This window comes from Spirosoma agri (assembly GCF_010747415.1).
Classification (GTDB): Bacteria; Bacteroidota; Bacteroidia; order Cytophagales; family Spirosomataceae; genus Spirosoma; species Spirosoma agri.
In genome coordinates this window covers 3,045,655-3,068,303 of the sequence record NZ_JAAGNZ010000001.1, presented here as the reverse complement: position 1 = coordinate 3,068,303, position 22,649 = coordinate 3,045,655, and the positions used below count along the sequence as shown (strand labels likewise).

Sequence of the window (22,649 nt, the reverse complement as noted above, 5' to 3'; positions counted from 1 at the left end):
TATGAAAAAGCTACTCGGTTTATTGCTGCTGATCAGCAGCTTTGTTCAGACCACGGCCACGGCTCAGTTCACCTACCGCCAATCGGTGGTAGGAACTGATACGCTGGTTTACCGGATTGATTTTGAGGGTAAAGCTGTGCGTGTTGCGCGGCTGCCTGCGGATGTTACCCGCTCGAAAAAGGCAATTCAGCGGCTTAACACCTACACGACTGAAGCCAAAGCGACGTTCAATACCGCGCAGTTTGGGACGGGCAAATACTTCGATCCCAACTACTTCTTTTCGATTGAATTCAATGGCAATCTGGATAACGTACCGACCAGAAAGGCGCAGGGGGTATCCATGTTTTCATCCCATGTGCAACCCAATCAGGATGAGTATAATGCGCTGCCCCAGAACCAGAAAATTTATTACGGGTTTGAGGGGTCATTGCATGGTCAGTACGAGGGGGCAAAGTACTATGAGAGTACGATAGAACAGCTCGAAGCGCAGTATAATAGCTCCATACCAAGTGGTTATTTTTATGCGGTGCCGAACATCGAAACCTCGACGGAGTGGAATCAATGGCGGTACGTCCAGCAGACGGGTCACGGGTACGACTCCTGGCAGGTTGCCCAGAATCGATCGATCAAATGCGAATCAGACGGGGTAACGCGAACGCTGGGTCAACTGTATTCATCGGGGCTATGGGACATTGAGATGACGGTGCGACGGGCAAACCGGAACGCGATTATGGCGACGATCTTTCGCGCGCGTAATACCTATTTTGCCTATGGCTCGTCGATGAAACAGGGGGAACCCCGAATCGGTGATATCGGCAACAAAAGCGTATTTATCGAGGGGACTCCCAGGCTTACCTTTATCGGTGGCAATGACGCAACCGGCACCATAACACTGAATGGCCGGACGTACACAGGCATTAATAAAAATGTCTACGGGTACGAAAATTCAATGCTGGATTACTACTACTATTTCTCATCGACCCTGAATAGTAGTGATTACCAGAGCATTTTCATTGCCAAAAATCCCGGCACCCAAACGCTCCCTTACATCTGGTCCAAACAGCTCCCTTATCATATCGTAGCCAGCGAAAAAGGGCACTGGCAGGCCAATAAGTGGAAGATGCAAAACGTACCTGGCCAGACCGATCGGGGTTCAGTCAGGATGCAGGAGCCTTTCTATGAAGGCAATTTTTACACGACGGATGGTGTCGAGGTTGGCGCGTTCATGCCCTTCGCGGAGGTTCAGGGGGTGCCCGTCGATGGCTTTAGTTACACGCCAAAAGTCTGGTTAGCGCCTTATCTGACCTATGGCGCTTATGTGGTTCATCGCTTTTTAGAGGGGTCAACGCCCGGATCAGGGTACCATTTGTTCAACGCACCCGGTCAGGCCAAGCTACCCAGTAGCCACGGCATCTATAATCACCACCTGCATACCATCACCGCCATTTTTCAGGCGCGCAATGATATGCAGCCACTCGAACGATTCTACGCCGGTTCAACACTGGTTCAGGATCCTGACGTACAGTTGCTGGAAACGGGCAGCTGGCTGAATTACAACGGCAGTGATGCCTTTGGGTTTCAGGCAGACGGGGGGCGACTGCCCCAGAAACCAGCCTACATCGTGCGTTACAAACCAACTAGTTCAGGCTGGCAGGTCTACGTTGAGGGGGGCATGAATCAGGACTGGACGGCCTCACGCATTGATCGAATTCGTTTGCCGGGGGCTCTTAATGGCAATGTGATGCGGGTCAAACTTACCGGACCATCCGTGCATGTCTACGAATTTGCTATTAGCTCAGGCGATACAGGGCAAGTCTATGAGGCTACCCAAACGATCACCACGACCGTTCCCGGTTACGGCGGTCGGCTTAATCTAAACTAATCCTCACAGATGAAAAACGTACTCAATTTACTTGTTCTACTCTGTCTGGCACTACCAGGCTTCGGGCAAAACGTAGCGAAGCCCAAAGCGATCATTTCATCTAGTCTGGGTTCCTACACCGTAACCGCTCCTGATGTACCTAAAGACTATTATGGACGTGGCGATAATGCAAGAGCTATATTTCGTGATGCAGTCTATAAAGGCGAATGGCGCTTAGTCACCGACGAAGGCTGTATCATCCCGAAGGGTACTATTCCCCCAGCGCAGAAACCAAACTGTAGTACCGTTGTCAGCTGTGACTATCAGATTGCGGTCAACTCGCCATCGGTCGGCTGTAGTGAAACCGTATTGCTTACCACGACCGCATCTGGTACGGCTGCTACAGGGTTAGCCTACACCTGGACGGGTCCGGGTGGACAAACGATAGCCGGTGATATTTTGGCAGTTGCCTCGTCAACCAACGGTGCGTTTCAGTACGTGGCCACAGTCAGCAAGGCGGGATGCACATCGAAAACCGCCGTGGCGACGCTGACCGTGACGGGCTGCCAAACCCAGACAACAGTAACGCCCTCAACGGGTGTGTACGCCTACCGGGGGGACGATTTCGACTATACGCCTTATGCTGACGCGGACCAATCGAACAAGTTTCCAGTTTTTGAGAACTCCAATATCTACGTGTCGCTGGCCCTGCGTAATCAGTTGCAGGGTGCCACGCAACCGGGTTTAGGGGGTGGAATCTATCAGATAAAAAATAAGCAGTCAGCCAATCCAGACCATGTTTTGGTAAACGTACCAAACCGCTATATCGGTGACGATAATGGCAGTCCGGACCGAAACCGTACACCAGACTTTCTAGGAACCGGGCAGGGTTTAGGGGAGTGCGTGTATGAGTCTCCCAAACCTTATTATGCGACGGGGGAAACAGGCGTAACAACGGCACCCAATATCACGCAGCCGGTTGGTACTGATCCGGGTCTGGGCTACAATCCTTTCGAACTGGGCGATGACTTCAATAATACCGGGCGGCTGCTGAAATTTGGCAAGAGCACCAATGGATTTTATACGGCTATGGGCCCAATGGCGTATGGTCAGAATCGCGTGTATCTGGGTAATGAGGTGTTGATGGAAAAATGGGGTGAGGTGTCGGGCAAAACGCTGTCGCTCCATTACCAGACCACGTTCAACAGAGCTGCTTTTTCCAGAGCGATCGACAAAGCGCAGGAGGCACCCTGTCTGTATGTACCGGGCGGTCGCAAGTTCGTCTGGTACGACGGTCCCAGCCCTTATACCAATGGCGGATTAACCGAAATCATTGCGCCAGTCAATACGGGTCCAGGCGGTAATGGTCTCAATAAGGGACTCAACGGCATGCGAGACGGGAACGTTTTTCCGACCGAGAACTGGATTGCCAACATCGGAGAAAACGGCTACGGAATCGGTTTGATTCTGTATGATAACATAATGACCAGTTACGGTTACGCTGGTGACGGTGGGGCCGATATGATCAATCCAAACAGTGGGGGTAGTTGGGGCTACATCGGCTGGAATCCGCAGGAGGTACTGGATTTTAATATTCGTTGGCGGCACCGGGTCAAACTGGTCGTGGGGACCGTTTCTGAAATCCGTCAAGAAGCTTATAGCAATCCCTACCGGCCTGCATCGACTCCAAGGTTCAAATTCAATAGAGCCGGCAGAGAAGGCTGGATTTTCAATGCCGGGGATAACGAAAACGAGAAACACACCTGGGACGATGGCTACACAGGTAATGCCCGCGCAGGCTGGAAAGTGTACTTTTCTGGGGGGGGCGATTATAGCGCGTCGATGACCTCGCCGGGGGGTATCTGGTACACCAATCAGTTTAATAAACTCTACATCCGCTATAAGTACAGTGGACGTGAAACGGAAATGGAACTGAAGTTCCAGCGTAACCGCCAGCTGCCGAACAATACCGATGTAGTCTATAACGCAGCGGGTAAAAAGTATGGCGCCGAAGAAGCTGTCAGGTACGCGAACGGCGGGGCTGACCAGGACGGACAGCGGGTCAAATTCGCTGTTATCGGTGATGGCCAGTGGCACACGGCCGTAGTGGATTTTGCCGGTCTACCCAAATGGACGGGCATTATCAGCCGGTTCGTGATCAACCCCCATTACTACGTCGGTGGCAAAACTTACCAGGATGGTGAATCGATGACAATCGACTGGATGAACACGGAAAACACGGATCCATTTCCCAACTAATCATTTCTCAATCAACCATACACTTTATAAAATTTCAGTTATGAGCTTACTAGCAGGGGTAGGAGATTTTGGTATCAATGATCTGAAAGATCAGGCCGTTGACGCAAAGAATTTAGCATTAGGAGCCGTTGAAACGATTCAGGAAGGTAAAGACCTGGGGCCGTGGAACGCACAGACCAATTCACCAGTACTAACCAACAATGCGTCAGCGGTGGTGGCTGGTGGGTATTACACAGTTACCGTAGCTGGGGTGAGCACCTTTGCCGGTGCCAATTTCCCATCTGGTCAGGCATTTGGTATCGGTGACCGAATTAAGAAAATTGGCGGTATCTGGTACCGGAGCCCGTTCATTATTAGTGCTGGGGCTGAGATCAGCACGGTCGGTGGCACCGATGCGGCCATCATGAACCGAAAGGAAACCCAGCTTGAGATCGGGAAACGGTTTCCGGTCAAGTTTTATTCGAGAAATCTGTTCGATCGGAATTCAGTCAATATTCAGCAGGGTAAAGCTATTGACGCGACCGGTCCCAGTGGCAACATTCTGACATCGACTGGCTATGCCCTTTCGGATTACATGGCTGTTTTGCCCGGTGAGCAGTACACGTTTTCGAATATGGGTGCCTTCAAAGCGGTACGGTTTGAGAGCGCCAGCCATGGCAATCTCGGTGGTCTGGTTATTCCCAACAATACCACTACGACCATCACCACACCCGCCAACTGCTACTTTATTGTTTATACGTGCAAAGCGAATGGTGAACCGTCGATTCCCGCCAATTATCAGGTCGAGAAAGGAACTGTTGCGACTGCCTACGATACCTTTAAAGCTGCGGTCGAGCAGGCCGTTGGATTGCCACTAGCCGCTAAATACATGGCTGATCAGGGGGTGATGCTGGTTGCCGGTAGTGAACCAACCTCGCTGGTGAACCGTCAGGCCGTTTCTGAAATGTTACCAACCTACAACAAGGTTGTTTCCCGAAACATGTTCAATCGGGCCGCTACCGACTTTCAGTTAAATAAATCAATCGATGCCAGTTCGACGAGCGGACAGTTTTTCAATTCGCCTGGATACTGGATATCGGGTTATATGCCCGTAAACCCTAATGAGAAGATTACCTTCAGTGGTCACGGAAACCTGAAAGCCGTACGGTTTGAGGATGCCAATCATAACAACCTGGGCGGTGCGATTCTGGCAAATAGTGTCAATACTACCGTGACCACGCCGGTCGGCTGTTCGTACATAATTTTCACCATTAAAAATTCTGGTGAGGGAAATATACCCGCAAGCTATCAGGTAGAGCGAGGCGAAACGGCTACGGCGTACATGGATTACATCCAGCAGGTTGAGGGCATTAATGGTATGCCCATTGCCCCGTACTGGCATGATCTAAATGGACTGAAGTTGCTGATTCTGGGTGATTCGATCGCTACGGTATATCCAGAGGGTGGAGGCTATTCGGCTGAATGGCCTACCTACATTCGTAAACCGTACTGGGGTAATATCTATCATGCCGCTATGTCAGGTGCGCGCATCAAGGATGATCCGGACACCCCAGGTCTGACCATTTCACCTCGTCAGCGATTAAGTGGACAGATTGATTATGCTATTGCCAATAACTGGCAGCCGGACGTGATCACGCTCTTTATTGGCACCAATGATCTGATCATTACCAATACCGGTGATTACGATACGGCAATGGGTAAAACGGATCTGGCCAGCCTTGATCGATCCAAATTGTATGAAGCCCTACGCTATGCTTATTGGAAAATTACAACCCAATGGCCCAACGCAAAGGTATTCCATGCCTTACCGCTACAACGGGCCAGCGTGACAATCGACGTTCAGAAAACCATTAAAGATGCCATCATCAAAATGGCCATCAACTACTGTGTTATCGTGATCCATGCCGATGTCGAGTCGGGCATTTCCCGCCAGTTCGAGGTCGCCAATGGGAATGGACGTTATTTGCGGGATGGCCTTCATCCAAACGATACGGGTAAAGCAAAATTAGCGGACTACTACATGCGTAAAGTAATAGCTGGTCTGCTCTAACGATAATTCATTAGTTTGTTGTTTAAAAATGCAGCAAAGCCCAGGCTACTCAGTCTGGGCTTTCTTTATCAGATGCTATGTATTCTTATATGCCGTGTACCCTATTACTGGAATCAATTGAAAACTTATTTCTATAAGTAAACTCTTGTATTCTACCTCGTCGATACTCCTGCGGTATTACTTCAACCTCTTTTTGAAATTGTTCAATTGCCTCATCCCGATCCAAGTCAAGATAAAAGAAAGTACCAGCCTGATTGCTGGTGATGGCATAACCTGTTTTATATTCTTCCATAACTACTATTATATTTAATTAAGTCTCAAAGGTAAATAGGTAAGTGAAAAGTTGATCTCTGGACCTTTAGTATAAAAGTGTTAGCCTTTTTTGTTTACAGTTAATAAAGCTTGCTTATCTACTTGAAACATTGGTCCATCACCAGTTAGCAGCCACTGGGATGAAATTCCGTAATCCCTCACCAACCATGTCAGGTAAGCTGGTTGAAATAACATGTCGGAATCATGCTCCAGTAAATAGAAATTACCCAGGTTGAGGCTGTACCGTTTAACAAAGGTGCGCTTACCCCGTATTGTCTTGCGTTTTATGAGCTCATAGATGGCCTCAAAAAAACGTTTGTGAATTTGCTGGGACTCGTGAATTATCATAGCGACATATAGATTGTTTCAGCTATGTTTCAGCATAAAAACGGAAAATCCGCCGTAACTAATTGTTAAACAGCGGATTATATAAATGTATTCGTGACCACGGGGAGATTCGAACTCCCAAGCCTTGCAGCACCACCCCCTCAAGATGGCGTGTCTACCAATTTCACCACGTGGCCATTTCCTGATTGCGGGTGCAAACATAGCTGTTTGGTCATTTTGATGCAAATTATCCGGCTTTTCTTTTTGAATTTTAGGCAAAACAGGCCGTCAACTGGACGAAATTTTGTACTTTTATTCCTCTAAATAACGTTTAAAGATTAACTAGTATGGCGCTCGAATTAGTAGGAAAACTCATAAAAGTATTGCCAGAGGTGACGGGACAAGGCAAGAATGGTGCGTGGAACAAGCAGGATTTCGTTATCGAAACACTTGATAGCCAATACCCTAAAAAAGTGTGCATGACCGCCTGGGGTGAAAAAGCAAATGACCTGAAACAGTTTGCTGACGGCGATACGCTGAAGGCAACGTTTAGCGCCGAATCACGGGAGTATAATGACCGCTGGTATACGGAACTTCGGGCGTTCCGGATCGAGATAGCCGACGGAGGAGAAGGTAGCAGTGCCGCTCCGGCCCCCGCGCGTTCGAACCCGGCCCCGCAGTCGTCACGTCCGGCGGCTCAAAGCCAGCCAGCCGCTATGCCCTTCAACACAACGTTCGATGATGAAAGCAATGACCTGCCTTTCTGATCCTGACGGGCACTGATAAACGAAAAGGGAGAAAGGAACGGATTCCTTTCTCCCTTTTTGGTGATTCGGCTGGGATTCGAACCCAGGACCCATACATTAAAAGTGTATTGCTCTACCAGCTGAGCTACCAAATCGTAATTGGTGGGCGATCGATAACAACGATAACCGTTTTTCCGAAACGCAGTGCAAAATTATAGCCTTATTTCGTTCGATGCAAGCCCTACTCCTTAAAATAAGCCTATTTTTTTGTCTGGCAGGCGCGAGTCTGTCCGCAATGGCCAGTCAGCCTGACCCAATTCATCGGGCCGATTCGCTCTTTGCTACTGGCGATCAGGCTGATGCTGCCAGACTGTATGAAACGGCAATCGCGGAGGGACAGTCGCCAACGGATGGCATGTTGCTGAAACTGGCAAGCGCGTATGAACGCCAGAATGACGTGCCGCGCCTGCTGTACTACCTACAGGTTTATTTTGATCGACACCCCGACGATACCGTTCTGCACCGGATGAACGAAGTCGCTAGGGCTAACAACCTGAATGGGTACGAGACGGACGATCTCAATTATTTTTACCTGTTCTATAAAAAATACGGTATTTATTTTCTCTTGTTTCTGCTGATTCCGGCGGGCTACGCGTTTGGTGTGCTGATCGTCAAACTGGTCCGAAAGGAGGGGGTACCTACCCGGCAAAAATGGGTCTTGCTGTTCTACCTGATTGGCCTGCTGTTGTTTGTAAACCTGCCCGAAGGGGTTCAATCAGGGATTACCAGTTCCGACCGGGTGTTTCTCCGTACGGACCCATCCGCTGCGGCACCCGTGGCGGAAGTTATTGGACGCGGGCATAAGGTGAACATCATCGGGAGCAACGATATTTACCTGCGCGTGTTCTGGCACAACGAGTTATACTACATCCGACGTGATAATGTCTGGGTAATCTGACGGGTTAGCGGCTAGGTTCGGCCTGTCCTATGGTCACTTCTTAAGGGGTGAATCCTTCTCTTTTGCCAGTGTATTGAAGACCAGTTTGTCGGCCAGCGCGGGAAGCCACTTGTTCATAAAAACGGTGAGCTTGCCCTGCGTGGTCAGAATGAGTTCCCGTTTCCGGGATTTGACCGCCCGGAGAATATGGTCCGCGCACTCTTCGGCACTCATCATGGTACCTTCGTCGCGCATGGTTTCTCCCTTTGACTGACCATGCGCGTCGAGGGCGGAAAAACGAATGTTCGACGCGGTAAAGCCGGGACAAGCCGTCAGCACGTGAACCCCGGAGTGTAACAATTCGGTTCGTACCGCTTCCAGAAAGCCGTTCATCGCAAATTTCGACGCCGAATACCCACTGCGTACCGGCAACCCCCGGTAACCGGCGATGGACGATATGCCAACGATAGACCCTTTGGTCTGCTGGATGTAGGGAAGCGCGTACCGGGTAGCGTAAACCGTACCCATAAAGTTGATATCCATCACTTTCTGGATAACCGCCGGATCGGTGTCTACCAGCATGGAGCGCATACTGATCCCCGCGTTATTGATGAGTATGTCCAGCTTACCGAAGCGGGTGATGGTCTGCTCGATGAGTTGCTTCACATCGGCCTCCTTACTGACATCGGCAAGGAGCGACAATACGGTGATACCTGCCTGTTGTAGCTCAGTGCTAACGGCTTGAAGCGCATCGGGTTTACGCGCACAAATAACAATGTTGGCCCCTTCGCGGCCAAACGCAAACGCGAGCGCCCGGCCAATGCCCGACGACGCGCCCGTAATGAGAACTACTTTATCCTTCATAATCGTACGGGCGAAGATAAGCTAATTCGGCTTACCCGCGTTTACCGAATGAGCGTTAATGGCCCTTTGAACGTCCGGGCGGTGGTTTGGATGAGGTAATAGTACGTTCCGGCCGGATCGCTGGTGCCGTTCCAGCGGAAGTTGGGGTCGGTGGAGGTGAACACCGTTCGTCCGTAGCGATTCGTGATGTTGACGGATTTAAACTGCTCGGCGCACGCGTTTTCGGGCAGATCCCTCACGGCAAAATAATCGTTATAGCCATCCCCATTTGGCGTGAAAACGTTCGGTACCTGAATATCAGCCGTAACCGGGAGGGACTTTACGTGGAAGGTGACGGTTGTGGTGTCGGTATGTTTCGGCTGACAGGATCGGTCATCGGCGATGAAGTCGATCACGAAGGTAGCCTCCGACCGTCCCGCCATGAGTTCACAGGTCGGTTTCCACGCAAAGGGTGACTGCAATGCGACGGGGCCTGTTTTGTTTGTGAAACTCATGCCAGTAGCAACATAGTCAAAACCCCGGCCAACGGCTGTCAGGCGGATGGTATCGCGGTCCGGATCGTTGCCAATGACAGTGAAGGTGCTGCCTACGGTATCGTTCGGGCCAACGGTCATCTCGACAACCGGTTGCGGTAACGTCGTTCGTATGCTCGGCGGCTGGCTGGGTAGGCCGACGGCTGCCAGATTGACGGTGACGGTATCGCGCAGATTGCCGTTACAGCGGGTATCCGTGACGATGAAATCGACCACATAGCCGGATCGGGTCGCGTCGGAGCAGACCGGTTTCCAGGTAAAGGGCTGGGCGACTTTGCCGATGCCGGTGGCCGACCCGAACGACATCCCGGCCTGCGCCAGCGAGAAACCACGTCCAACGGCCTGAATCGAGATGTTGTCGTTATCGATGTCGTTGCCAAACGCGGTAAACGTTAGCGAAGAGCCAATGGTCACCGTGCCTTTGTTATTGGCTAAATTCGTGCTCGCTGCCGGTTTATTGTTGGGTGAGGGGATGATGTTGAGCCGAATGCTGATCGTGTCGCTAAGCCCTTGTGGACAGCCTTCATCGGTGGCCCGAATCAGTAAGGTAAACGGCTGTCCATTACCCACACACCGGCCAAAGCAGAATTTCGTCCGTAACGTATCGGTCGTACTGCGGGTAAACAGATCGCCGGGGGCCAGTGTCAGGCCAGGAAGTGACCCGCTCATGTTGACGATCCGGATGCGTTGGTTGGGGTTGGGGTCGGTCACGTACAGATCGAGGCAGTTGGTGTCTTTCTCCGCAATGGTCAATACGGTTCCCTGCGTGTAGAACTTGGATTGCCCTTCGGGACGAAAGAGGAGCTTCGGCGGGTCGTTTTTGGGGCAGTCGACGACGAGCGCCTGGTAGTCGCGCCGAACCCGCCCGACCCGGACGCCTTTGCGGTATTCATCGACCTGAACCGAAAAAACGTGCAGGCCCGCCCGGTTGGGGGTTACGCTCAGCAGGCCGGTGCGGGCGTTGACCTGAAGCGGCTGCGTCCCCGGAATTTCGTTGGCGACCGAAATGCCATTGATCCACGTAACGGGCGGGTAGGGGCCGGAAAAAAAGACCGGATTGTTATTGTTGATTGCGCCGGGATTGGGTGCGGCCCGGTTGCTGAAGCCATTATAGGGGGTTACCAGGGTATACGTCAGGCTGTCACCGTCCGCGTCTTTCGCACTGAAATCGAGGCTAAAGGGCTGGCCAATGCATGCGTAATCGCCTTTGGGAATAGTAAAAACCGGCGATGAATTTTGGGTCGACAGGGCTGGGAATTCCAGGTAGAACGTTGACCCTGCATCGCCCGGTGCCTGTAGATTGATGATGTTACTGTTGCGGCAGCATCGTTCCCAGGACATATAGTATCCGGCCGCGTCGTTGAAGACGTTCGGGTCCAGATTGACATCCAGACTGTGGCGAATGAGCCGGGTACTCAGGTTGACCGTCTGGCAGGCCGAGTTTGTGTACGGAATAGATTCACTACTGATCCGGTTGAGCGGCACGTAGCCGATCAGCTGGTTGGTCCGTTTCGAAAAGATACCCACCGAGACACGACCATCATCGGCCCCCGGATCGCCATTGATCGCGTCGAAATATAAATTTAAATTGATGCGGTGCGAATACGCACTCTGCGGACCGAGATACCGTAGTTCCAGTTCGCCCCCAACAATGTGCGTAGCACGGACAACGCCACTGATAATCAGCAGTAAACTGACTATGCCTACGATCAACAAGCGTCTACGGTAAACATGCACCATAAAAGGAATACGTTAGGTAAGTAAGACCGTCCGGAAACGGATGCTTAAATTAGCGGTTTTTTGGGACACTTATGCGTAGAAAGAGTCATAAAGCACCCGAACGGTTGTACGCGGTTTTAGTCGAAGCCGTTGCAGCCGAGGGTAAATGTATCGTACGGACCGAAGAGGGGGTAATATTTGTCGAAAACCCGACGGGTGGACCGGGCGTGGCTCCCGGCGATGTTGTTGATCTGCGGGTTACGAATCGGAAGAAGCAGTACCGGGAAGCCGTTGCCGAGCGCATCCACGAGTTTTCGACGGTTAGAGCCAAGCCGTTTTGTGCCCATTTTGGCACCTGTGGAGGCTGTAAATGGCAGCATATCCAGTATGATGAACAGCTGCGCTTCAAACACCAGCAGGTTGTCGATCACTTAACGCGTATCGGTAAAGTGGACTTGCCCACTATTCGCCCGATCATGGCGGCAGAACCCACGCAGTACTACCGGAATAAACTCGAATTTACCTGCGCCGAAGGGCGATGGATTACCCACGCCGAAGCGGGTAACGATGGCTATATCGATCCCCGTGCCGTTGGTTTTCACGTGCCGGGCCGGTTCGATAAAGTGCTGCCTATCCGGCATTGCTACCTTCAGCCCGATCCGTCGAATGCCATTCGGCTGGCCGTTGCCGAGTACGCGTTTCAGCATGACATGACGCTCTATAACCTGAAAGTGCACACGGGTTTTTTGCGGACACTCATCATCCGAACCGCGTCGTCGGGGCAGCTCATGGTGACGGTGCAGGTAGCCAAGGATGAGCCGGAAAGGCTGGCTGGCTTGCTGACGTACCTGCAAACGACGTTCCCGCAGATCACGTCGCTGAACTACATTATCAACACCAAGAAAAACGACAGCTACCAGGACCAGGACGTCCTCAACTGGTCGGGAAAGCCCTACATCGAGGAGCTGATGGATGATGGGAGTAATCCCGACGGGGAGCCGCTTACCTTCCGGGTCGGTCCCAAATCATTTTACCAGACCAACGCGCAGCAGGCCTACAACCTGTACAAGGTAGCCCGCGATTGGGCGGGACTTACCGGTCGGGAACGGGTCTATGATCTCTATACCGGAACGGGAACCATTGCGCTGTTTGTCGCGCGTCGGGCAAAGCACGTGGTTGGCGTCGAATACGTCGAAGCATCCGTGGCCGATGCCCGGGTCAATGCGGAGGTGAATGGGATCACCAACACGACGTTCGTGGCGGGTGACATGCGCGACATTCTAACCGATGGCTTTTTTGATCAGCATGGTCGTCCGGATGTTGTCATCACCGATCCACCCCGCGCGGGCATGGACGAAGCCGTAACGCGTCAGCTACTCAAGGCTGCTCCCGAACGAATCGTTTATGTCAGCTGCAACACGGCTACGCAGGCTCGTGATCTGGGTATTCTGGATGAAGGGTACCGGGTGGCCGACGTTCAGCCCGTGGATATGTTCCCGCATACCCACCACGTCGAGAATGTCGTGCTGCTGGTGAAGAAGTAACGTGGACCTCCGGTCCGCATAGACTTGTATTCGTTATACGTTTGTCTATGCGGACCGGAGGTCCACGTTACGTTAAAACGGCGTTTCCTGATTTGGATCGGCGTTGCCGAAATTCGATCGGTCGTTCGCTTTACTCTTGAACACATTCCCTACTGGGGGGGCGTCGAAGCTGCTCAGCCCGTTGGTTTCGGGACTAAATCCTTGGGTTTGTACGGGTTCGAAATACGAATCCAGATCGCAGAATTTAGTGAATTTATTGATAAACCGGAGTTGGATCGTATCGAGCGCACCACTCCGGTTTTTGGCGATGATTACCTCACCGATACCCGCGGTAGAATTGCCGTTCTCATCCTGCGTAATGTTGTAGTATTCAGGACGATAGAGGAAGCAAACCATGTCGGCGTCCTGCTCGATCGATCCCGATTCACGAAGATCGGACAGCTGTGGTTTTTTGTCGCCACCGCGCGTTTCAACGGCCCGGCTCAACTGCGACAGCGCGATGACCGGCACGTTCAGCTCCTTGGCCAGGTTTTTCAACGCCCGCGAAATCGAGGCAATTTCCTGTTCGCGGTTACCCCCCCCTTTGCCCGACGTATCGCCCGACATCAGTTGAAGGTAATCGATGACGACCATCTGAATGTCGTGCTGCGCTTTCAGCCGCCGACATTTGGCCCGTAGCTCCAGAATGGACAGGGCCGGGGTATCATCGATGAAAATTGGGGCTTCGGTAAGCCGTTGAATTTTATGGTGTAACTGGGTCCATTCGTGCGGAGCCAGCGTGCCTTTCCTGATTTTTTCGGAGTCGATCTCCGCTTCCGCCGAAATAAGCCGGTTGACCAACTGCACCGACGACATCTCCAGCGAGAAAATAGCAACGGGTTTTCCGTGATCGACAGCCGCATTCCGAAGCGCCGACACCACAAATGCCGTGTTGTGCGTCACGGTCATGTCTTCGAGCAAGAACAGCCGGTTTCCGTCAATCGAAAAGCCGTAGTAGTCGTCAACTTTGTCGTATTCGACTTCAATACCGGTGACCCGCCAATTGGCACGCGCTTTAAGTGGACGGGCTTTTTTTCGTTCGATACGCACCGGAATCGAATCGAGATTACCGAAAATCCTAAGCCGATAAACGGTCGAGACGTAGCCCGTTCGAGCAATAGATGCCTGTTTCTCGTTGAGCGAACAACGGAATCCGAGCGTATCGCAGAGGAACTTGAGTTGTTCCGACAGTTCCTTATTTTTCTGCGTAATCTCGTAGCAATTAAATTCTTCCTGATAATGGCCATCGCTGTCAATGAGGCCAGCCAGCAGTTTTAGCCGGTTTTCAGTCGAATTAATCAAATACGAACGTGGAATGTGCTTGTTCTCAATGACCGATAAACCCCGCAACTGTTCCTGAACATTGAAGACGTCAGGTCGTTTCCCCGATTGAGCACCACCACGTTTTCCTGATGTGATCGCGTAATTGGCGACCCGGTTGGCCTGTTGGTACGTGACCATCTTCAGGCCAAGATCATCGGCGTATCCTTGCAGGTAATCGATGACTTCGGCGTCGGTATTCGTAATGCGGGAACTGTATGAATGACCATCACCCAGCCATAAACCAACAAAGTAGGGGTCTAGTGAGACGTTTTTCTCCGGGAAGTTTACGGCAACTTTATAGCCTTTGTAGTTCGTCTTGAACTTGCTCGACTTAGTTAAATAATCGCGGACCGTGATGTTCAGAACGTCCCCTTTTGTATGTGAGCCTTCGTTACGCGACCGCTTGAGCGAAAGAATGTGGCTTTCGTTAACACGGTAGTTGATGCCTTTATTTTGTTTGACCCAATACATTCGTTCCTGACCTCGGGCAATACTGAGAACCCGGCGGGGTGTCGAGTCGTCGCCCATGAGCAGGTCGCCCTCACAAACATCCTCAACTTTTCGCAGTGAACCGTCAAACATGAGCACTTTCGTGCCTTTACCCAGACATTTTCCCATCGCTGGCCTGGCTGCCAGGATGATCAATTCGGTTGGTTGCCAGCCCGAGGTTACCCGGTCGAGGTTGGTGAAGCCGGAAGGTACGCCGGTGAGCCCTTCCTGATTTTTCTTGGTTTCCAGTTCGTTCAGCGCCATCCGAACGATCGTGCTCATGTCGGCGTAGTTCTTCTTGATGTTCGATTCCGAAATCTTGAAGAGCGATTGCTCGGTGCGGTCGAGGAGTTCGAACACGTCGGTCGTGTCCTCGTAGGCATCGCGCAGAATCGTGGACGACATGGAGATCAGCGCCCGTTTCAGCGCCTGCTCGGAGATAACCCGGGCGTGGTACTCAATATTGGCCGCCGAATTGACCCGGAAGGTAAGCTCCGAAACGAAGCCACCGCCACCGACCAGTTCGATCTCGCCCGTTTTACGCAGTTGCTGCGTAACCGTCAGCAGGTCAATTGGATCGGAGTTACCGAACAGCGTCAGAATGGCGTTGTAAATGCGCTGGTGGGCCTCTTTGTAGAACGTTTCTGGTTTGAGGATATCAACGACCGACGAGAGCGCATCCTTTTCGATCATCAGGGCCCCTAACACGGCTTCCTCCAGATCGAGCGCCTGGGGTGGCAGTTTACCAAGCCCGGTATCGAGCCATTGATTACCGGCTTGCTGACGGCCCCCGGCAAACGTGGAGGGTTTGCGAAGGTGTTGGTTAGGGCGTGCGTTATTTTCCATCTCTTACTGCAAGTTTACGCATTCATCCCTGCATAAGGCAAGCCCCGCGTAGTTGTCGTATAGTCTATACCTGCCATTATTTGCCCGTAACATTCTGGTAATGTTGGTACTATCACGTCGAAAAAATATATCTTTTTTTAAGCAGCCAAAGAAGTGTATTTTGGCGTACATCCACCAAAAACCAGCAGATGCCTGTATGTCAGCAAGGTAGCAATTTCTTTACACAAAGCCAGCCGTTTTTATCCATTGGCTAACCCGTATAAGAAATGCAGGTACGCGAATAATTTTTCCGAAAAATGTGTTGTAGAAGAAGAGAAATCGCTTACTTTTCGGAATCACATTTTAAACGCTATTTATCATTTGGTCGAAAAAGTCATCACCCTCGACAATGTCTCGCTCATCGACTTTCTGGGTGTAGAGAACCACAACATTAAAGAAGTGGCCGCTGCGTTCCCGATGAGCAAAATTATTTCACGCGGTAACGAAATCCGCATCAAAGGCACGACGCCCGAGATCACCCGCATCAGTGATATCCTGGATTCCCTGATGGACCATTACCAGAAGTACGGCAAAATTACGCAGGAGAACGTGCAGAACTACATCAGTCATAGTGGACAGCCTCTTGGAAGTAGTGGGGGAGCACCGCCCGTGCTGCCCGATGACGATGAAGTGCTCGTATACGGCAACCGGGGCGTGGTCGTCCGCGCCAAAACCGACAACCAGAAACGACTGGTTGAAGCCGCCGAGAAGCATGATCTGGTCTTTGCCATCGGCCCCGCCGGTACGGGTAAAACCTACACCGCGGTCGCCATTGCGGTTCGGGCGCTGAAAAATAAGGAAGTTAAGAAAATCATTATTACCCGTCCCGCTGTTGAAGCCGGGGAGAATCTGGGCTTTCTGCCGGGTGATCTGAAGGAAAAAATAGATCCGTATCTGCGTCCGATCTATGACGCACTCGATGATATGATTCCGGCTGAAAAGCTGAAGTTCTACGACGAAAATCGCATTATTGAGATTGCGCCATTGGCTTACATGCGTGGCCGAACACTGAATAACGCGTTTATTCTGCTCGATGAGGCCCAGAACACGACGCCTATGCAGATGAAGATGTTCCTGACCCGGATGGGGCCGTCGTCGAAGGCCATCATTACCGGCGACCGGTCGCAGATCGACTTGCCGAACCGGCAAAAATCGGGTCTGGTTGAGTCGGTTGCTATTTTGAAATCGATTAAAGGAATCGCGTTCGTAGAACTCGACGGGCGCGATGTGGTGCGGCACCGGCTCGTGCGTGAAATTATTACAGCTTATGAAGACGCAGGGCAATAGCCTGATCAAGACGAAACGAAGAACCGACTGGCTTTGGCTGGCCGGTTCTTTTGTCTGTTTGCTGCTGTCGGCCGCGCAGGCTCAGACGGTTGACGAAACGACGCTGAAGCGATGTGGAACGAGCGATTACGAAAAAATGGTCCTACAGGTCCGTAATCCAAACCGGCTCCGGGATATCAACGAACTGAACCGCCGGATCAACGAGGCCCGAACCACCGGCAAGTCGCGTCAGGCTGCCGATGAAACCGTTTACCGCATCCCCGTTGTGGTTCATGTCGTACACAACAATGCCTCGAACGCCGTGGGGGGAAGCAACAACGCCAATATTTCCGATGAGCAGATCGCGTCGGAGATTCAGGTGCTGAATGAAGATTACCGCCGGAAGGAAGGTACGAATGGATTCAATACCAGCAGCCTTGGCGCGGACGCAAAAATCGAGTTTTTCCTGGCTACGACCGATCCGAACGGCCAGCCAACGAGCGGTATCACCCGTCACTACTACCCACAGAAAACATCGTTCGATATTTTTACCGATGATGTCTTGCTGTCCCAGATCGTTTACTGGCCCAGCGACCGCTACCTGAATATCTGGGTGACTTCCCTACAAAACAATTACCTCGGCTATACGCAGTTTCCCACGGCGGCTGATACCCTGAAAGGACTGCCCGGTGATACCAACGAGTTCGTGGATGGATCGATGATCGATTACCGGTATTTCGGCCGGAGAATCGGAACCGTAACCAGCGCATCGTATTCGCTGGGACGGACCGCCACTCACGAAATCGGGCACTGGCTCGGCCTGATCCATACCTGGGGCGACGGCGATGGGTGTGCCGAAGATTACGTGGCAGATACACCCCCGACCAAAGCCCCCAATCAGACAACGCAGTGCCGAACCACGTACTCGACTTGCGTGAACGGGGTGCAGACGCGCGACCTGACCGAAGATTATATGGATTACTCGCCCGATGCCTGCATGAACCTTTTCACGAAGGGGCAGGTCGATCGGATGCGGGCTGTGCTCCAGTTCAGTCCACGGCGGGCAAAACTGATCCGATCTGTGGCGGCTTTACCTGAAACGGAACAGCTGACGCTCACAGTCTATCCAAACCCGGCTTCGTCCAGTCCTACGGTTGATGTACAACTGAAAGGGTTTCAGTCGTTTTCGGTGGAGCTGTTCGATATGAGCGGTCGGCAGCTGCGTACCATGAGCTATACCGATGCGCCCAGCACCCGCGTTACGGTTTCCACGAATGGGCTACCGACTGGTGTGTACATTGTGCGGGTAAAAACGGGTAATGAAACGTCCAGTGCGCGCCTGCTGGTGCAATAACGGATCGATTCGGTACGATTTACGGTGGATGAATAGCGATAAACTATCGGAATAAGCGTATACTTGGCAACCGTAACCCGAACAACCCAACCTCTCTAGTATATGATCGTTGTTGTACCGATATCCGGCGCTCAGGACCTGGAGCGTGCGTTTACCATTCGCCGACTTGTCTTCGTTGAGGAACAGCATGTCCACCCTGACGAAGAGTACGACGAATTTGAGACGACCAGTACCCATTTTCTGGCCCGCGCCGACGGAGAGCCGTGCGGTACGGCCCGCTGGCGACGAACATCGAACGGGGTCAAGTTAGAGCGTTTTGCCGTTCTAGCTGACTATCGGGGAAAGGGCGTTGGCAAGGCCCTTGTTCGGACTGTTCTTGATGATGTATTCAGCCAGCAGCCCGAACCGATCGAAGGCATTTACCTGCACGCTCAGCTGACGGCTATGCCGCTTTACGCCAGTTTTGGCTTCATTCCTGTTGGGCCAATGTTCGAAGAAGCGGGCATTCAGCACTACAAAATGGTGTTACCCGGATCGGCCTACACGAAAGGATGAACCGGCAGACAACCGTGGGCAATCCGTTCGTTCGTTATGCGGCCGGACTCATTGCGGGTATTTTTCTCTATGTACAATGGCCGGAGGAGTACGCTGTTCCGCTGCTGGCGTTGAGCCTGGGCATCCTGCTGTTCGGCTGGGGGCTTCTCCGGAATAGACGTCAGGGGATTAAACCCATTCAGGTGAAACTGGGTGCGGGCGGGCTTTTTATGCTGGTTGCCCTCGGTTGGGCAATCGCGTACCAGCACACGGACAGCAACCACGTCAGCAACATCATTCATCTCCGGGACACACTACGGGCCTACGAAGGTGTGGTGGCGTCGCAGCCCGAAGAGCGCGCCAAAACCTACCGCGTTGAGCTGGAAATCAGCCGGGGAAAATGGCTGGACGAGGATTCGGCTCACCCGTGGCGACCGCTTAGTGGCCGGGTGATCGTATACCTGGATAAAGCGAATCAGCCAATGCCGCGCTACGGGGAGGTCTGGCTCGTTTCGGGTTCACCCCGGCCAATCGATCCGCCCCTGAATCCCGGTGAGTTCAATTACAAACGCTACCTTAGCTACCGAAACATCGATCACCAGCAGTACCTGCGTCCGTTTCAACGAACCGTTATTGCGTACGATCCACCGAATCCGGTAACGAAACTGGCGACGGTTGTGAACCGCTGGGCGGATAGCGTATTCACGGCGCAGGTTGGCTCCCGCACCGAATACGGGATTGTCAATGCCATGATCCTTGGCATTCGCGATGATCTGGATACGGACTTGTACCGGGCTTATTCGGCGGCCGGTGCCGTGCATGTGTTGTCCGTATCGGGGCTGCACGTGGGCATCCTGTTCGCCGTGCTGACATTGCTGCTCAGTTTTTTGGCCAAACGACCGCGCGGTAAGTTATTGATAGCGGTTCTGCAACTGGTTATTTTGTGGTTCTACGCCCTCGTGACCGGATTTTCGCCACCCGTGCTTCGGTCGGCGGGGATGTTTACACTGGTCATCCTGGCCAATGCCTTCGGTCGTCAGCAGCAGCTAATGAATACGCTGGGGGCGTCCGCTTTTTTTATTCTCTGCTTCGATCCGTATGCGCTGTTTTCGGCTGGCTTTCAGCTGTCGTATCTGGCTGTTGCCGGTATCGGTGCCTGGCAATCGTCTTTGTATCAGTCCGTTACGTTTCGCTCGGCCTGGCTGAATCGAATCTGGGAGTTGACCGCCGTAGCAATCGTCGCTCAGCTCATTACGTTTCCGCTCGGAGTTTTCTATTTCCACCAGTTTCCGACGTATTTTCTGCTGGCGAATCCAATTGTAATCGTCATGTCGGAAATCTTGCTGCCCCTGGCGATGGCCACGCTGGCGCTGAGCCGGGTGCCGTACCTGAATGATCTGCTGGGCTGGCTTTTGCAGAAAGCGGCCTGGTTGCTGAACACCGCCGTTACAAAAACGAGCGAGTTGCCGGGTGCGGCCTGGGATGGGTTATGGCTGTCGCCGATGGCCATGCTGTTGACCTATGCCCTTATCGGTTGTGGCGTCGCGTTGCTTATGACCCGTAACCGCACCTACGCGTGGGCGACCAGTTTGAGCGCCCTGCTGTTATCGGCTACACTACTTTGGAGCGAGTTTGATCAGGCGAACCAACAACGACTGGCGGTTCATTTCCTTCCGCATCGCACCGCGATCAGCCTCACCAACGGGCACACCAGCACGCTCCTGACCGACCTCGATTCGACTGACACCCGCTCATTTGATTTCTACCTCCGGAATACATTCGGGCAATGGGGCGTGTCTGACCTCACGATCACCAATGCTCGCTATGCGGGCGACGGACCGGCTGATTCGACCCGTCCAGGTCCGGCGTATTACCAAACCCGTGCGTATGCGCTGTGGGTGTGGCACGGGAAAACGCTGCTGATCGTGAATAAACTGAGCGGACGAAATCGGTGGACGCTACCGGCCGTGATCGACTACCTGATCATTCGCCGGAATGCCCTTCAGGAATGGGATCAGCTCAACGGTCGTGTGGTTGCCCGGCACATCATCTTCGACGATTCGAGCAAAACCCCACTGACCGATAAGCTTTTACAGGAGGCTAAATTGCGCGGTATCACCTGCTATTCCGTGCGGCAGATGGGCGCTTACGTGGCTGATCTGGAGTGATTTTGATCCTAGACGTAGCCAATACATTAATTGACCGCTTTACTTAGCGTATCTTTTTTAGGAGCGGGGGGGCGATACCCACCGATCTCTTTCTTCATATCCTCTTTCTTCGACTGGTAGAGCGTCCACTGCTCGGCGGTAAGAATCGTGCGCAGCTTGTCTTCTTTTTCCTCGTTCATCATCAGCATCATATCCTGAATCTGCTTGATGGTCTCGGGCGATGGGCGACCGCCACCCGAACCGACGATATCCTTGATGGCATCCTGCTGCTGACTGCCGTACTCGTTATTCAACGTCTTGACAGACTTGGCCTGTTCTTTGGTCAGGGACAGCTTTTCTTTCAGCCACTTCGTTTCCTTATTCGCCATATCACCGGCAATGTTGGGGATCGACGCCTTTTGCGGAGTGCTGGGAATACCCTGACCCATACCACCCATGCCCCCCATCCGGCCCCCCCCGTAACCACCACCACCGTAGCCCCCGTACTGACCGGCACTCGAATGGCTGATCATCAGGCCGGCAATCAGGCTTATACTGAACATAAATACGGTTAAACGAGTCTGAAGTTTCATGACGATTGCTGGCAAAACAAGTACAGGTATTGAACGGCGAAGTTCGAGAAAAAATAAAAGAAACCCATAATTCTTACGCGAATGATTCAATCTGACGACCAATGACTACGGATTGACATGGTTCGGCGGAAAGGGAGATTTGCCTAAACTTTTCTCGCATACAGTCCGTTAGCTCAGTATATGGAAACGCTCGAAAAAATCCGTAAGGCGTACACCGAGTACGTGCTTGAAAACGGGAAACAGCCCACCTCCGTCTTCCAGTTTGCCAAGAAACTGAAACTAGCCGAAGCTGACTTTTATACCGATTATGCATCCTTCGACGCCATCGAAGCGGATATCTGGCTCACGTTCTTTAACGAGGCTAAAAACACCGTTGAGGCTGACGATACCTACCAGGGCTATTCGGTCCGGGAAAAATTGCTGGCTTTTTATTACACCTGGATCGAGTTGCTGAAAGCACAGCGCAGTTTTGTTGTGTACAGCACCGGGCGGTTGCGGGAAGAAAGTAAAAGCCAGCGGGGAATGCAACCCAAATCGCAGGTCCTTCATCCGTTCAAAGACGCGTTCTTCGATTATGCCCGTGATCTGCTGGCCGAAGGACGCGAAAGTAAAGAAGTGGAGCCGCGCCCGTTTGTGACCGACCGCTATCCGAACGCCTTGTGGGCACAAACGCTCTATCTGCTTGATTTCTGGGTGCGGGATGTCAGCAAAAACTTCGAAAAAACCGATACCGCCATTGAGAAAGCCGTCAATACCGCTTTCGATCTGATCGGACGGTCACCGCTGGACACCCTGTTCGACTTCGCCAAGTTCATGTACCAGAATAAATGAGGGAATAGTGGATGAGTGATTAAGCGAATTGTTTCG

General features: G+C 52.3%; 16 protein-coding genes and 2 tRNA genes. 11 read left to right on the top strand and 7 right to left on the bottom strand.

The window, feature by feature from the left end:
* The first annotated feature begins 1 nt into the window (after position 1).
* From GK091_RS12765 to GK091_RS12755, 3 genes are read left to right on the top strand one after another with little or no spacing between them, the layout of a single operon-like run.
* Positions 2-1,882 carry a hypothetical protein gene (locus GK091_RS12765; protein ID WP_164038340.1) on the top strand — a complete coding sequence of 627 codons (1,881 nt, stop codon included), beginning with the start codon at positions 2-4 and terminating at the stop codon, positions 1,880-1,882.
* Between the two features lie 9 nt (positions 1,883-1,891).
* Entirely contained in the window at positions 1,892-4,120 is a 2,229-nt protein-coding gene (locus tag GK091_RS12760; protein ID WP_164038337.1) for a hypothetical protein, read from the top strand.
* 40 nt (positions 4,121-4,160) lie between these two features.
* Entirely contained in the window at positions 4,161-6,170 is a 2,010-nt protein-coding gene (locus GK091_RS12755) for an SGNH/GDSL hydrolase family protein (protein WP_164038334.1), read from the top strand.
* 85 nt (positions 6,171-6,255) lie between these two features.
* Here GK091_RS12755 and GK091_RS12750 read toward each other — a convergent pair whose 3' ends face one another.
* On the bottom strand, positions 6,256-6,462 hold the full coding sequence (locus GK091_RS12750) for a hypothetical protein (RefSeq protein ID WP_164038331.1): 207 nt from the start codon (positions 6,460-6,462) through the stop codon (positions 6,256-6,258).
* Positions 6,463-6,924: 462 nt separating this feature from the next.
* Positions 6,925-7,006: transfer RNA gene (locus GK091_RS12745), tRNA-Leu, on the bottom strand.
* A 150-nt stretch (positions 7,007-7,156) separates the two neighbouring features.
* Between GK091_RS12745 and GK091_RS12740 the strand changes: the two genes are divergently transcribed.
* On the top strand, positions 7,157-7,576 hold the full coding sequence (locus tag GK091_RS12740) for a DUF3127 domain-containing protein (RefSeq protein ID WP_164038328.1): 420 nt from the start codon (positions 7,157-7,159) through the stop codon (positions 7,574-7,576).
* 58 nt (positions 7,577-7,634) lie between these two features.
* Here GK091_RS12740 and GK091_RS12735 read toward each other — a convergent pair.
* A tRNA-Lys gene (locus GK091_RS12735) sits at positions 7,635-7,710 on the bottom strand.
* Positions 7,711-7,787: 77 nt separating this feature from the next.
* On the opposite strand from GK091_RS12735, the gene GK091_RS12730 reads away from it, so the two are divergent.
* Entirely contained in the window at positions 7,788-8,513 is a 726-nt protein-coding gene (locus tag GK091_RS12730; RefSeq protein ID WP_170312651.1) for a hypothetical protein, read from the top strand.
* Between the two features lie 33 nt (positions 8,514-8,546).
* On the opposite strand, the gene GK091_RS12725 is transcribed toward GK091_RS12730, so the two are convergent.
* Together GK091_RS12725 and GK091_RS12720 are read right to left on the bottom strand one after the other, a co-directional pair.
* Complete coding sequence (locus tag GK091_RS12725; RefSeq protein ID WP_164038323.1) at positions 8,547-9,356, bottom strand: SDR family oxidoreductase; 810 nt, start codon at positions 9,354-9,356, stop codon at positions 8,547-8,549.
* 41 nt (positions 9,357-9,397) lie between these two features.
* Positions 9,398-11,629 (bottom strand): gliding motility-associated C-terminal domain-containing protein, encoded by a 2,232-nt coding sequence (locus GK091_RS12720; protein ID WP_164038319.1) that lies wholly within the window; start codon positions 11,627-11,629, stop codon positions 9,398-9,400.
* Positions 11,630-11,700: 71 nt separating this feature from the next.
* Here GK091_RS12720 and rlmD point away from each other — a divergent pair, with 71 nt between their 5' ends.
* On the top strand, positions 11,701-13,152 hold the full coding sequence (rlmD, locus tag GK091_RS12715) for a 23S rRNA (uracil(1939)-C(5))-methyltransferase RlmD (protein ID WP_164038314.1): 1,452 nt from the start codon (positions 11,701-11,703) through the stop codon (positions 13,150-13,152).
* A 72-nt stretch (positions 13,153-13,224) separates the two neighbouring features.
* Here rlmD and dnaB read toward each other — a convergent pair whose 3' ends face one another.
* A complete protein-coding gene (gene dnaB / locus GK091_RS12710; RefSeq protein ID WP_212592959.1) occupies positions 13,225-15,849 on the bottom strand; it encodes a replicative DNA helicase in 2,625 nt (874 codons plus the stop codon).
* Positions 15,850-16,209: 360 nt separating this feature from the next.
* On the opposite strand from dnaB, the gene GK091_RS12705 reads away from it, so the two are divergent.
* The 4 genes from GK091_RS12705 (at position 16,210) to GK091_RS12690 (ending at position 21,210) form a co-directional block, all read left to right on the top strand.
* Entirely contained in the window at positions 16,210-17,175 is a 966-nt protein-coding gene (locus GK091_RS12705; RefSeq protein WP_164038308.1) for a PhoH family protein, read from the top strand.
* Positions 17,156-18,508, top strand: a complete 1,353-nt coding sequence (locus GK091_RS12700) for a M43 family zinc metalloprotease (RefSeq protein WP_164038304.1) — start codon at positions 17,156-17,158, stop codon at positions 18,506-18,508. Before GK091_RS12705 ends, GK091_RS12700 begins: the two co-directional genes overlap by 20 nt.
* A 102-nt stretch (positions 18,509-18,610) precedes the next feature.
* Positions 18,611-19,063 carry a GNAT family N-acetyltransferase gene (locus GK091_RS12695; RefSeq protein ID WP_164038299.1) on the top strand — a complete coding sequence of 151 codons (453 nt, stop codon included), beginning with the start codon at positions 18,611-18,613 and terminating at the stop codon, positions 19,061-19,063.
* On the top strand, positions 19,060-21,210 hold the full coding sequence (locus GK091_RS12690; RefSeq protein WP_164038292.1) for a ComEC/Rec2 family competence protein: 2,151 nt from the start codon (positions 19,060-19,062) through the stop codon (positions 21,208-21,210). Before GK091_RS12695 ends, GK091_RS12690 begins: the two co-directional genes overlap by 4 nt.
* 26 nt (positions 21,211-21,236) lie before the next feature.
* Here the strand turns inward: GK091_RS12690 and GK091_RS12685 are convergent, their stop codons facing one another.
* Positions 21,237-21,782: a hypothetical protein gene (locus tag GK091_RS12685; RefSeq protein ID WP_164038288.1), complete on the bottom strand. Its 546-nt coding sequence runs from the start codon at positions 21,780-21,782 to the stop codon at positions 21,237-21,239.
* Positions 21,783-21,962: 180 nt separating this feature from the next.
* Between GK091_RS12685 and GK091_RS12680 the strand changes: the two genes are divergently transcribed.
* Positions 21,963-22,613 carry a TetR/AcrR family transcriptional regulator gene (locus GK091_RS12680; RefSeq protein WP_164038285.1) on the top strand — a complete coding sequence of 217 codons (651 nt, stop codon included), beginning with the start codon at positions 21,963-21,965 and terminating at the stop codon, positions 22,611-22,613.
* Positions 22,614-22,649 lie beyond the last annotated feature (36 nt).